Origin of the sequence: Mesorhizobium caraganae (assembly GCF_016836705.1) — a bacterium.
Taxonomy (GTDB): Bacteria; Pseudomonadota; Alphaproteobacteria; order Rhizobiales; family Rhizobiaceae; genus Mesorhizobium; species Mesorhizobium caraganae.
Genome location: NZ_JAFCGY010000017.1, coordinates 35,579 through 47,330, shown reverse-complemented (window position 1 = coordinate 47,330; position 11,752 = coordinate 35,579). Strand labels below are relative to the sequence as shown.

Here is an 11,752-nt window from a genome sequence, read left to right as displayed (position 1 = left end):
CTGCACCACCGCCACCGAGGATCGCGACATCATATTTTTCCACCGTCCCGGCCTACCGAGATTCAATGCAATTTGACCCGCGGTTTGGTGCGGTGCGACAGGATTCCCACGATTATATCCCGCATGGTCTTGAAGGTCCCGTGCACCGCGTTGAGGTGCATCTTGTAGAGCGAGCGATACATCAACCGGGCAAGCAAACCCTCGACCTTCAGTCCGCCGATCAGGCTGCCGAAGGTGCCGTAGTCTGCCAGTGAAACGAGAGAACCGTAGTCGCGGTAACGGAACGCGGGCGCCGCCTGCCCTTCGAGGCGTGCCGCAATCACCTTGACCATATGGTCGGCCTGCTGATGGGCCGTCTGGGCGCGCGGCGGCAAGGGATCTTCGCTGCCGGGCAACACACAATTCGCGCAGTCGCCGATCGCAAACACGCTTTCATCTCCCTTTGCCCGTAGCGTCGCATCCACGACCAGGCGATTGATGCGATCCGTATCGAGGCCATCGAGTTGCTTCAGAAAATCCGGCGCCTTTATCCCCGCGGACCATACGACGAGTTCAGCTGGCACGAACAGCTTCTCGCCAAGCCTGATACCGTCTTCAGTCACTTCGGTTACCTTTATGCCGCATCGGATCTGGATGCCGAGATCAACAAGCCGGCGCGCGGAAGAGCGCGCAAGGTGTTCCGGCAAAGCCGGCAGGATGCGCGGTCCTGCCTCGACGATGGTGATGCGGATCAGCCTTTCGAAATCGATGTTGTCGAGATTGTGCGAGGCGATTTCTCGCATCGACTTGTGCAACTCGGCGGCCAGTTCAACGCCGGTCGCCCCGGCGCCAACGATGATGCAATGGAGTTGGCCTGGTGAAAGCTTCTCGTATTGCGCGTTCGCACGCAGGCAGGCGTCGATCATGCGCTTGTTGAAACGGGAGGCCTGACCGGTCGTGTCGAGCGCAATGGCGTGACGTGCCGCCCCAGGCGTGCCGAAATCGTTGCTGACGCTGCCACGGCCAGCACCAGCGTGTCGTAGCCCAACACACGTGGGGGGATGATTTGCCGGCCGTCATCGTCGAAGCTCGGCGCAACAAAGATTTGGCGCTTGGCGCGATCGATGCCGACGACTTCGCCGATCCGGTAGCGATAGTGGTGACGGCTGGCATGTGCGATGTATTCCACTGCTTCGTTCGACGGATTCAACGCCCCGGACGCCACTTCGTGCAGAAGTGGCTTCCAGACATGTGTGCGATTGCGGTCGACTAGCGTAACTGAAAGCCGCCGCTTGCCGAACTTGCGCCCGAGGCGCGTTGCTAGTTCCAACCCACCGGCACCTCCGCCGACGATGACTACGCGATGCCGTGAACTGTCGGCATGAGATGGCGTCTCCGGTATCGTGCGGAAAAGCGCGGCGTCGTTGGCGAGCACGGCTTCCGGAACCAGCCGCATCCCAGGAGTGATGATCTGCATCGGTAGTCTCCGTCTTTTGCTCGGGCTCGCCGCCGGAACAACTCACTCTTGCGATTCGTGAATAACGATGCCCTGGAGCATGTCGACTTCGCATTCCCACGGCTTCTCCGAGAGGACGCGTTGCCCGTGCTCGTATCCGGCCTCCCAGCGGGTGCGGATGCCTGCGCGGGTAAAGTCGATGTCCTTGGTGTGGTCCTCTCCGTCGAGGCGCGGTGACAGCAGCCGCACAAGATGCATGACGGACGGACAGCCATAGGACGCAAGCTCCTTGAACATTGGATGCTCGCGCTGCTCTTCAGGGACCAACTTTCCCATTTCGCGCACGACGTGGCGCAAGCGATGCAGTTGCTCCTGACGGGCGACGTGGCTACGTCCGCGGCTGGCGTATTGAAGATCCTTCTGCCGGCCCATGACCTGCCAGATCGATTTCGGTTCAGTGGCGCGCGGTTGCCACATGTTGACGGCAAAGATCAGCGCGTCGCGCCGAGGACGCTCGTCCAGCACGACCTCGATGGGCGTGTTCGAATAGATGCCGCCATCCCAGTAGGGCTCGCCGTCGATGCAGACCGCCGGGAAGGCTGGCGGCAAGGCGCCCGACGCCATGATATGGGCCACCGACAACGGCATCAGGCTGCTATCGAAGTATTTGAGTTCGCTGGTGTTGACGTTGACAGCGCCGACTGTCAGCCGCGTGTAACGGCGGTTGAGGCAATCGAAGTCTATAAGGTTGTTTAGCGTCCGCTTGAGCGGATCGGTGGTGTAGTAGGATGCATTCTCCACACCCACTTCGCGATTGACCCCGAACATGGCGCTTGGGTTGGGCTCGAAGAATCCCGGTATGCCACGTATCACCGTGCCCATATTGGCAAAAATGTTGCTTGGAACCATCATCCGGAAGAACTCGTCGAGCGGACTGCTGCGACCGACGCCATCCCAGAATTCGCGCAGTCTTGGCAGGCGGTCTTGTGGTTCGTTTCCGGCAATGAGCGCGGCGTTAATTGCGCCGATCGAGGTGCCAATCACCCAGTCCGGCTCGATCCCGCCTTCGACCATCGCCTGGTAGACGCCGGCCTGATACGCTCCCAGCGCGCCGCCGCCCTGCAGGACCAGCACGGTCTGTCGCTGGACCGAACCACCGGCCACACTCGCGGCCGCTTGCACAGGTTCCGACGCCGAAGGATTTCTGGTGATCTTGTTCATGGTTGTTCAGCTCCTCGTTGCCGGATTCAATGGGCGGTCCAGCCGCCTTCGATCGGCACGATCGCGCCGGTGATCGAAGCCGCGTCCTCTGAGGCTAGGAACAGGCAGAGCGCCGCAACCTCAGCTACAGTCACGAACTGTTTGGTTGGCTGGGCTGCCAGGAGCACGTCCTTGATCACCTGTTCTTCCGTGATCCCGCGCGCCTTGGCTGTGTCGGGTATCTGCTTTTCGACCAATGGGGTGAGGACGTATCCTGGGCAGACCGCATTGACGGTAATGCCTTGCTCAGCGACTTCAAGCGCGACCGTTTTGGTCAGACCGGCGACCCCGTGCTTGGCAGCGACATAAGCGGATTTATACGGCGAAGCGACGAGCGCGTGGGCAGATGCAACATTGATGATGCGACCCCATTTGCGTTCTTTCATGGCCTGCAGCGCGCGCCGGATCGTGTAAAACGACGACATCAAATCGATCGCCACGACCGCCTCGAATTTTTCGATCGGAAAGTCGTCAATCGGTGCGACATGCTGGATGCCGGCATTGTTGACGAGGATGTCTACCGCGCCGAACTCGGCGATTGCCTTGTCCATCATGGCGGTGATCGCGCTGCCCTTGCTCATGTCCGCGCCGTCGTAGCGAACGGTCACACCATGGTCCGCGGCAAGCTTGGCCCTCAGCAACTCGATCTCACCGAGATCGCCGAAGCCGTTCAGCACAATGTTGCAGCCCTTCGCGGCGAAGGCTTCGGCAATGCCTTGGCCGATGCCACTGGTCGAGCCTGTGATCAGTGCCGTCTTTCCTCTGAACATCATTGTTTCCTTCGGTTGAGGCCGGGGCCGAAATGGCCTGTAAACGGCTGCGAGCGGGGGGCCTTGGCGCCCAGTTTCGACTTCTGGGCCAAGTATGGCGCGCGGCTGGAGGCAGCGGAAATGCCGTTGAGACATGGATTCGATAGCCCACGGTCAGATCGTCAATCGGTCGGCTGGGGATATCAATCGCCGGATCGGGTTGTTTGACGTTGGGGCAACTAGTAAGATCAACCGGCAACGGGCCGTGCCGTATGCACGTCTGTTGAGGGAGCGTGCAGTGGAGATCAGCCAGGTCAGGTATTTCTTGGCCGTCGCCAAGGAACTGAATTTCACTAGGGCGGCCGAGCAGTGCAACGTTACGCAGCCGGCACTGTCGCGCGCGATCAAGCTGCTCGAAGACGAGTTCGGCGGCGCGCTTTTTTACCGTGAACGGCGCTTCACTCACCTGACGGAACTCGGTCGCATGGTCGAGACCTATCTCGAAGGCGTTTTCGAGAACTCCAGGCAGGCAAAGCAGATCGCCGAGCAATATGTGCACCTGAAGAAGACGCCTCTCCGGGTCGGCATAATGAGCACGATTGCTCCGGACGAAATCATCGAACTCATCTCGTCCGTGCGCACACACCATCCGGGCGTGGAGCTTCATCTTTGCGATGCCGATGCAGTGAGCTTGCGCAAACGACTGCTCGGAGGAGATCTCGAGGCAGCAATTTACGCGTTGCCGTCAAATGTGCCCGATGCGGAGGTTCACTCCTTGCCGCTGTTTCAGGAGCAGATGGTGATGGCCGTTCATCTGAACCATCGGCTGGCCAACCAGCGCAGCGTGCGGGTGACGGATATGAGCAATGAGACCTACATCCACCGAAATAATTGCGAGTTTGCCGGTTATGCTGACGCCATTCTTTCCGAGCAGGGCGTCACCGTCAGTCCCGTTTACTGGAGCGATCGCGACGATTGGACACTCGCGATGATCGCCGCCGGGCTTGGTTTCGGATTCATGCCCGAGCATACCGCCAAGCATCCCGGAGTGGTGCCGTTGCCGATCACCGATCCGGAATTCTGGCGCGAGGTCAATCTCGTCACGGTGCGCGGCCGCAGGCATTCGCCGGCGGTTGGCGCACTCGTGCGCGAGGCCACGCAGAAGAAGTGGTTCGGCGAGCGTGCAAAGGCGTTGTCCGCCGCTGAATAGCCTCTGCGCGCAAACACGTTCTTTCCCATGCCAGAGTGATGGATCTCCGGCACATGTCCACGCTCAATTCTTCCTGATTGTCGAGGTCACCGACTGGATGACCTCGGTTGCCATCTTGAACTGCGGGGCGCGGTCGGTGATGCCATGACGCTTGGCGATCCAGTCGAAGTCGCTATAGGCGGCGTAAACCGCGCCATCCGCAGTCTGATAGACCAGCACGCGCACCGGCCAGTCGAGACCGGCTTCGGGATTGGATGTGATGAAGGTTGTCCCGAGGGCCGGGTTGCCGAACATCACCAGTCGCGACGGCCTGACATCGTTTCCGGCATTGTTGCCCAGCTTTGCCTGGTCGATGACGCCGAAGAACTTAATGCCTTTCTTGAGGACATCCTTCTTGATGCGGGCGACGGTTTCAGTGATGGAATAGTCGCTCTTCACTGTGACGACGCCGTCAGAAGCGGCGGCTGGGATGACACCAGCTATCAGCGTGGCGGCTCCGGCAATCATGGTCTTGAGGTAGTTGCTCATGTCAGTCTCCTTTGTTGAATGGTCATTTTTCGGTCTTGGGTGTCACGTCTTTGGAGGTTGCAGCACGCGCGCCACCGCGATGGCGCCGGCAAGGAAGGCGACGAGCACGGCCACGCATGCCGTCCACCCGATCCGGTCGTAAATCTGTCCGATGACGAAGCTGCCAGCGAGCCCACCCCCATAGTAGGAGGCCAAGTAGATGCCGCTCGCAGCGGTGCGATCGCGCGAGGCGGTCCGGCCGACGTGTCCCGTTGCTATCGCTTGCGCCAGGAAGGTTCCCATGGCGACCAGCGCCATCCCTGCAAGGACGATCGGCAGGCTGGTTGTGAGCAACAGCAACAACCCAACGATTGCCATCGCAAGCGTTGCGCCGATGCCGATCCGTGGGCCAAGGCCGGCCGTGACACGTCCGGCGAGTGGCGTGGTCAGCATCGATGGCAGGAAGACGAAATAGATCAGTCCCAGTGCCATCGGTGACAGCGACAGCGGCGGGACGACAAGCTGGAAATTTACATAGGTGAAGGTGCCTATGAAGACGAAAAGGATCAGGAAGCCGATCGCGAAACAAGCACGTAGTTCGGCATTCTCCAGCGGGCCTTTCCAGGATGCGCGGGCAGATTGATCGACCGTATCGACGCGCATCGCTGCCGAAGCCTTTTGTAGCGTGAACCAGACAAGCGCTGCGCCAGACAAATTGAGAGCCGCGAAGGTCAGAAAGTTGGTGGAGATGCCGAATGTGTCGGCGACGGCGGCCGACATCAGTCGCCCGAAGAAATTACTGGCGACATTGCCCGTTACATAGGCGGCGAGCGCACTGGTCGTCTGCCGTGCGGAGAAATGTTCGGCCAGGTAGGCCATCGTCAGCGTGAACGCGGTCGACATGCACAGGCCTTGCGCAACGCGCAGGAGGGCAAAGACGACTATGCTGTCGGTCTGCGAAAGCAGTGTTGTCGGGATCGCCAATATGGCCAAGCTGATCCAGATGCCGTTGCGGCGATCAATGCCGCGCCCGAAGAGGGCAACAGCGATACCTGCAACCGCCATGCCGAACGTGCTGGCGTTGACGGCGAAGCCCATGGTTGCACGGCTGACGCCGAATTTTATCACCAGTGACGGCAGTATTGCCTGGGTGGCGAACAGATCGACAAGCGTAAGAAATGCGATCAGCGCAACAAGGCCAAAGCGCCAACTATCTGCGGCCACGTTGTGCAGCGGCGTCATTTCTGTCTGTTCACTGGTTGTCATGACGAGGCTCCTCGGCCGGACGTCCCCAGGCGATTACCTGAGGACGCGCATTCGGTTGCTGAGTGTGGGAACTGTCCGCCGAAACGTTCAGATTACATCATGTGGTCGTCGGGCATCGCGGGCGGCAAGACGTCGGCGGAATAGAGCACCGCGGGCACCTTGCCGTTGTTCTTCCACCAATGGGCGAGCTGGCCGAACTCGGCGGTCACATCACCAGCCGGGTGCTCGATGCCCACCTTACAGGTGCTGCTGTATTCGGTGATCGAGCCTTCGACGATGAGGATGTTGGCCGGGCGCAGATTGTGCTCATGCCACGGCACGACGCCGCCTGGCTGAACGACGAGCTTGCGAAGACGCAGCATATTGCCTTTCCAGGCCTCGCCCTTGCTGCTCAAATCGATCGCCGAGAGAACCGTGTCGACGACGCCAACCGGTTTGCTGGGATGTTCCTGGATATCGGTCGTTGCGGCCTGGCCGGCAGGGCAGTCGCCGGCGAAGGCTGGAGCAGAGGACAATGCAGCGGTTGCCGAAAGCAGACCTGCCGCAAATGCAAGGGTGAGTTTCTTGATAGCCATCTTGTATTTCTCCTTTGTCGGTGCCCAAACGCGGGAGGCGGGGCATGACGGGGAGAGTGACCGGAGCGATCCGAAAAGAGAAATGCTGACTGGCTCTCAAATCGATACCTGAAAACTATGGTAGAGCACGGCAACTGCATCAGGACCACACGCGGCAACCGCCCCGTGTGATCCCCTAATTCTTCAATTTTGCTTCAGGCAGCGGTCTTCTGGATCGCCTGGACGATTGCGCTCTCAGGCCAGCCATGCGCCTTGACGCTGTTTACGAAAGCCGATGCCGCAGGCGAGAACCTGCGCCCCGCAACGACAACCAGGGATACTTCCCGCCAGACCTCAGGATCAATCACGGGACGGACCTGCAACCCCGGGATCACCGCACTGAATTCCGGGATGAAGCAGATGCCTAGCCCTCCGGAGACCATATTCTGGATCCAGTCCTCGCGTTCGCTGGCGTAGGAGATCCTGAGCTTCACGCCCCGATCCGTGCACAGGCCGGCGAGGTGATCGCGATACTCGCAATTGAGACGTCTGAGATAATTTTCACCATCGAGTTCGGAGATGGCCACGTTGTCATTGCGGGCCAGCCGATGGCCGTTTGGAAAGGCGAGGACAAAGCGCTCGCGATAAAGCGGTGTGACGTCGAAGCGGTCCGGAAAGCTGTCGCTTGACGCCATGATCGCGACGTCGATCTCGCCGGATTCCAGAAGTTGGGAGAGCGATGCCGGAACCCCCTCAACCAGTTGCAGCTGGATCCCCTGCTGACGCCGGTTAAAATCGGTCAGCAGGCCGGTGAAGCGACGGGGCCCGATCGTGCACATGACGCCGACTTTCAGGTTGGCGTTTTCCAGGCACAGGAACCTCGATGCCTCCTGCCGCACTCCAGTCAGTTCGTCGAGGATCTGCTGAAAACGGGGGCGGAGCAGCACACCCAGATCGGTCAGGTGGGTCAAGCTTCGTTCGCGGCGAAACAGCAACCCTCCGACCTCTTCCTCGAGTTGCTGGATGGCGCGAGACAGAGCTGGCTGAGTGACGTTGCACTTTTCGCCTGCGCGCGTGAAGTTTCGTGTCTCGCACACGGCCAGGAAGTAGCGGATGTGGTGAATGTCCATGCCGATTTATCCCCAATTGCACGAGGTTGCTCGCGCTTCGGAGACTGCCGCAAGGCTCGCTTTGGCGCCAATGCACTGCGGCTATAAAGTCGATAGCGGTCCGTCATGATGCCCTTGATGGCTGGCGCTGCGGACAGCTTGTTTTGCGCAGCAGCTGGCCACCAAAAGAGGTGGCGAGCAGACCGCTCGCCATCGTGACGTCATCCCTGTGTTGCCCGGAACGGTCGGTGCAGGCCTGCCGGCGACCGTGGTAGCGCCAGTTCCAAAGCGAGATCGTGGGATTCTCGCCTGGCAAACCATGGCGCCGCGCAAGGGATTGCAGCCAATGCAATCTGCCTATGGAGTTCATGCCACCTTGGCATTTCGCCAATGGCGGATCATGCGGCAGTGTCTCCATCAAACGCCTTGACTGGCGTTGTTCGGGAGGAGACCCAAAAGATGGAAATCCAGGCCGCAACCGACCAGGCCTCTATTGCCGGTGCAAAACTGGTGATTGAAGACCGCCAGCTGATCGACATTACCCTGGCAAGCGACGCTCACGGCGCATTTGTCTGGGGCGTGCTCGATCGCTTGCTGGATGAACCTTGCCTTTCCTTCCGCACAATCACGGCGTCGGGTTTCGGAGGCATGGAGGCAGCGGTTCTTGCCTACGGACTGGCTCTGGGCGGCCGGCGTGGCGCAAGGACGGCGCTCACCAATTTCTGGCGGCGCGTCAGCCACGCATCGATGTCTGCAGTCGCTACGGGCAATCCGCTGAGATCGATCCTGGAACAGTCGATCGACATTGCCGAGTTGCGCAAAAATAGCTGCCGGTTGAAGCTCAACATCCTGGCTTCGAATGCCCGCACCGACAGCGTGACGATCTTCACCGGCGATCAATTGTCGATTGACGCGATCCTGGCCGGGGCGACAGTTCCATTTCTGTTCCCGGCCGTGGAAATCGATGGCGATCCGTATTGGGGCGAAGGCGAATTTTCGGCCTTACCGCCGGTGCAGCCGATCGAGGGTGGGCATTGGCTGATCGTCACGGGCAAACCCTCCGGGTGCATGACGCCTTGTGCGGCTCACCACCTTGCCACAAATGCCATGAACTGGGCATCTGTCCATACCATCTTCGACAGCCATCACAGAACAAGTGCTGCGCTGTTTACAAGGCCTTGGACCGACTGGGGCGAATTGACCGATATGCGTGACCGCGGACGGCAGCGAGCCGAGGATTGGCTTCTCGCCGACCACCCACCCTCAAACGAAAGCTCGGTCGTCGACAGCAAAAATCGATACGTCTAGGCGCCTCCCTCCGCCTGGCCGCGCCTGCTTCGCTCCGCTCACGACGTGTAGGCGCCAAAGCCCTCCGGTTCCCCGCCGGAGGGCTTTTGCTCGTTATCCGCCTCAACATAGTGACGGCGTATCAAATCCATGCCGAGACAGCATTTCAGTTTCACCGCGCGTTCGACGACACTGCTTGCAGACAGGCCGCCAGGTCAGTCTTCCCTCGAAACGCAACCAGGAGAAACGACCGTGATCAACACCAAGACCCTCATCGGATCGGCCCTCGCGGCAGCCACCTCGCTTGCTGCAACTGCAGCCTATAGCGGCCCGGCCGCCAAGCCCAGCTTCTCGTTCGAGAAGTGCTATGGCGTCGTCAAGGCCGGCCAGAACGACTGCCAGACTGCGACGCACTCATGCGCCGGCACCTCGACCGCCGACAACCAGCCGGATTCCTGGCTCTACGTGCCGGCCGGCAGCTGCGCCAAGATCACCGGCGGCAGCGACAAGCCGAAAGCCTGACCGACCCAGACTTCAAGCCAACACCCTTTGGAAGGGAGCAGACCGATGTCCCGTGCATTTCAGCCCCTCACGATCCCGGCATCCGCTGGCATCGGTCTGCGCTCTCCTCACATCAGCGAGATGCTGACCCGCAGACCCTCCGCCGGCTGGCTCGAGGTGCATGCCGAGAACTATATGGGCGACGGCGCCGCCGTCGAGGCGCTTGAACGGCTGCGCCAGATATATCCGCTGTCGGTGCACGGCGTCGGCCTGTCTCTGGGCAGCGCACAAGGCGTGGACCGCAATCATCTGGAAAGGCTGCGCAAGGTCTGCGAGCGGTTCCAGCCTGATCTTGTTTCGGAGCATCTTGCCTGGAGCGTTGCCGACGGCGCCTATCTCAACGACCTGCTGCCGCTTCGCTATGACGAAGCGGCGCTGGCGATCGTGGCGCGCAACGTAGCGACCGTCCAGGATGCGTTGAAGCGACGTGTGCTGATCGAGAACCTGTCCGCCTATGTCGCGTTTGCGGATTCCTCCATGAATGAAGCTGAATTTCTGGCCGAGCTGGTGGCGCAAACTGGCTGCGGCCTGCTTCTGGACGTCAACAACGTTCAGGTTTCGGCGCACAATCTCCAATACGACGCAAAGACCTTTATCGACGCTTTGCCCGCCGATGCCATCGGGGAGATCCACCTTGCCGGTCACGCGACCAACCAGGTCGGGGGCGACACCGTCCTGATCGACGACCACGGGTCTCGTGTGCCGCCAGTTGTCTGGGGGCTCTATCACCATGCCATCAGCCATCTCGGGCCGCGCCCTACGCTGATCGAATGGGATACCGATGTTCCAGTTCTCGACGTGTTGCTCGGCGAGGCTATGTGGGCCGACATGCTCTCCGCTTCGATCATGTTCAGCCGCAAGCAGGCCGCAAGGCAGACCGCCCCGACTATGGTCCTGCCGGTATCCAGCCTGCCGACTTTCGAAAACACCCGAACCAGCATGCCTGTGCTTGCGGCATTTGCCGCTGCCAGAGCCAAACCGGCCATGCACATGGCCTTGCCGACAATCGAGGGAGGATATCATGCTGCCGCTTGAACATCTGCAGACTATCGTGGCGCGCTCGGTGCTGGCCATGGAGCCACTGATCGACGCAAAAATGCTGACCGCCGGCAAGGCCGACCCAATGGCTCGCCTGCGCATCTACCAGAACAATACGCGCAGTTCGTTGACTGCCGTTCTGATGGCTGTCTTCCCCGTTACGGCTCGCTTGGTCGATGAACGTTTCTTCCGCTTTGTGGCGAACGAGTTCATTCGACGGCATCCGCCGGCGGAGTCACGCCTGGCGCGTTATGGCGCGGGCTTCCCTCGCTTCCTGAAGACCATCGACACCCTGTCCGACATGCCGATCGTCGCCGAGACGGCGCGGCTCGAATGGGCCATTGCCGAAGCGCTCGATACAGCTTCGCTGCCGGCCCGCAGTCTCGCAGAATACGACAGCACCGACCTTGGGCTGTCGCCCGATATCCTGCTCCAGCCTTCACTGCGACTGATCATCTCCCACTGGTCGATCCTATCGGTATGGATGGAGCATCAACGGGAGACGGCGGCCGATGAAAAAATCACCTGGACAAGGCGCCCCGAACGGGTGGCGCTGTGGCGATCGGGGAACTATGTGCGGCTTTTTCTGCTCGACCGCGCGAGCTTCGCCTTCTGGCATTCGCTGAAGCACGGCTTCGGCCTTGAGCATGCCACTGGCCGCGCCTTGGCGCTCGACCCGGCGTTCGACCTGGTTTCAGCGCTTGTGCGTCTGTTTCGCGACAGGCTCGTCACCGAGGTGCGCGTCCCGGTGCACCCTCTCTCAAACTGAAGGAGAC

General features: G+C 60.5%; 11 protein-coding genes and 1 pseudogene. 5 read left to right on the top strand and 7 right to left on the bottom strand.

What is annotated here, in order from left to right:
- Window positions 1-62: 62 nt before the first annotated feature.
- The 3 genes and pseudogenes from JQK88_RS23945 to JQK88_RS23935 form a co-directional block, all read right to left on the bottom strand.
- Window positions 63-1,435: pseudogene (locus JQK88_RS23945) on the bottom strand (NAD(P)/FAD-dependent oxidoreductase).
- Window positions 1,436-1,498: 63 nt separating this feature from the next.
- The gene (locus JQK88_RS23940) at window positions 1,499-2,656 is read right to left on the bottom strand and encodes a patatin-like phospholipase family protein (RefSeq protein ID WP_203279621.1); all 1,158 of its coding nucleotides are present in this window, start codon (window positions 2,654-2,656) and stop codon (window positions 1,499-1,501) included.
- Window positions 2,657-2,682: 26 nt separating this feature from the next.
- Window positions 2,683-3,465, bottom strand: coding sequence for a 3-hydroxybutyrate dehydrogenase (locus JQK88_RS23935; RefSeq protein ID WP_281434895.1), 783 nt, complete (start codon window positions 3,463-3,465; stop codon window positions 2,683-2,685).
- Between the two features lie 133 nt (window positions 3,466-3,598).
- On the opposite strand from JQK88_RS23935, the gene JQK88_RS23930 reads away from it, so the two are divergent.
- Window positions 3,599-4,654 (top strand): LysR family transcriptional regulator, encoded by a 1,056-nt coding sequence (locus JQK88_RS23930; RefSeq protein WP_246749999.1) that lies wholly within the window; start codon window positions 3,599-3,601, stop codon window positions 4,652-4,654.
- 63 nt (window positions 4,655-4,717) lie between these two features.
- On the opposite strand, the gene JQK88_RS23925 is transcribed toward JQK88_RS23930, so the two are convergent.
- From JQK88_RS23925 to JQK88_RS23910, 4 genes are all read right to left on the bottom strand, one after another.
- A complete protein-coding gene (locus JQK88_RS23925) occupies window positions 4,718-5,182 on the bottom strand; it encodes a DUF302 domain-containing protein (protein WP_203279619.1) in 465 nt (154 codons plus the stop codon).
- Between the two features lie 42 nt (window positions 5,183-5,224).
- A complete protein-coding gene (locus tag JQK88_RS23920) occupies window positions 5,225-6,427 on the bottom strand; it encodes an MFS transporter (RefSeq protein WP_203279618.1) in 1,203 nt (400 codons plus the stop codon).
- 92 nt (window positions 6,428-6,519) lie between these two features.
- On the bottom strand, window positions 6,520-7,002 hold the full coding sequence (locus tag JQK88_RS23915) for a cupin domain-containing protein (protein ID WP_203279617.1): 483 nt from the start codon (window positions 7,000-7,002) through the stop codon (window positions 6,520-6,522).
- 194 nt (window positions 7,003-7,196) lie between these two features.
- The gene (locus JQK88_RS23910) at window positions 7,197-8,111 is read right to left on the bottom strand and encodes a LysR family transcriptional regulator (protein WP_095775296.1); all 915 of its coding nucleotides are present in this window, start codon (window positions 8,109-8,111) and stop codon (window positions 7,197-7,199) included.
- A 438-nt stretch (window positions 8,112-8,549) separates the two neighbouring features.
- Between JQK88_RS23910 and JQK88_RS23905 the strand changes: the two genes are divergently transcribed.
- The 4 genes from JQK88_RS23905 to JQK88_RS23890 all read left to right on the top strand — a co-directional run bounded on the left by JQK88_RS23905 (window position 8,550) and on the right by JQK88_RS23890 (window position 11,745).
- On the top strand, window positions 8,550-9,398 hold the full coding sequence (locus JQK88_RS23905; RefSeq protein ID WP_246501430.1) for a patatin-like phospholipase family protein: 849 nt from the start codon (window positions 8,550-8,552) through the stop codon (window positions 9,396-9,398).
- Between the two features lie 231 nt (window positions 9,399-9,629).
- Entirely contained in the window at window positions 9,630-9,899 is a 270-nt protein-coding gene (locus JQK88_RS23900) for a BufA1 family periplasmic bufferin-type metallophore (protein ID WP_192247663.1), read from the top strand.
- A gap of 45 nt (window positions 9,900-9,944) precedes the next feature.
- Window positions 9,945-10,973, top strand: a complete 1,029-nt coding sequence (bufB, locus tag JQK88_RS23895) for an MNIO family bufferin maturase (protein ID WP_192247666.1) — start codon at window positions 9,945-9,947, stop codon at window positions 10,971-10,973.
- Window positions 10,960-11,745, top strand: coding sequence for an HvfC/BufC N-terminal domain-containing protein (locus tag JQK88_RS23890; protein WP_192247669.1), 786 nt, complete (start codon window positions 10,960-10,962; stop codon window positions 11,743-11,745). Before bufB ends, JQK88_RS23890 begins: the two co-directional genes overlap by 14 nt.
- Window positions 11,746-11,752 lie beyond the last annotated feature (7 nt).

What these genes read in the sequence shown, in the direction of transcription:
- JQK88_RS23920 (WP_203279618.1), bottom strand. Translation starts at nt 6,427, where the DNA reads ATGACAACCAGTGAACAGACAGAAATGACGCCGCTGCACAACGTGGCC.
- bufB (WP_192247666.1), top strand. Translation starts at nt 9,945, where the DNA reads ATGTCCCGTGCATTTCAGCCCCTCACGATCCCGGCATCCGCTGGCATC.
- JQK88_RS23940 (WP_203279621.1), bottom strand. Translation starts at nt 2,656, where the DNA reads ATGAACAAGATCACCAGAAATCCTTCGGCGTCGGAACCTGTGCAAGCG.
- JQK88_RS23925 (WP_203279619.1), bottom strand. Translation starts at nt 5,182, where the DNA reads ATGAGCAACTACCTCAAGACCATGATTGCCGGAGCCGCCACGCTGATA.
- JQK88_RS23935 (WP_281434895.1), bottom strand. Translation starts at nt 3,465, where the DNA reads ATGTTCAGAGGAAAGACGGCACTGATCACAGGCTCGACCAGTGGCATC.
- JQK88_RS23930 (WP_246749999.1), top strand. Translation starts at nt 3,599, where the DNA reads ATGGATTCGATAGCCCACGGTCAGATCGTCAATCGGTCGGCTGGGGAT.
- JQK88_RS23905 (WP_246501430.1), top strand. Translation starts at nt 8,550, where the DNA reads ATGGAAATCCAGGCCGCAACCGACCAGGCCTCTATTGCCGGTGCAAAA.
- JQK88_RS23910 (WP_095775296.1), bottom strand. Translation starts at nt 8,111, where the DNA reads ATGGACATTCACCACATCCGCTACTTCCTGGCCGTGTGCGAGACACGA.
- JQK88_RS23915 (WP_203279617.1), bottom strand. Translation starts at nt 7,002, where the DNA reads ATGGCTATCAAGAAACTCACCCTTGCATTTGCGGCAGGTCTGCTTTCG.
- JQK88_RS23890 (WP_192247669.1), top strand. Translation starts at nt 10,960, where the DNA reads ATGCTGCCGCTTGAACATCTGCAGACTATCGTGGCGCGCTCGGTGCTG.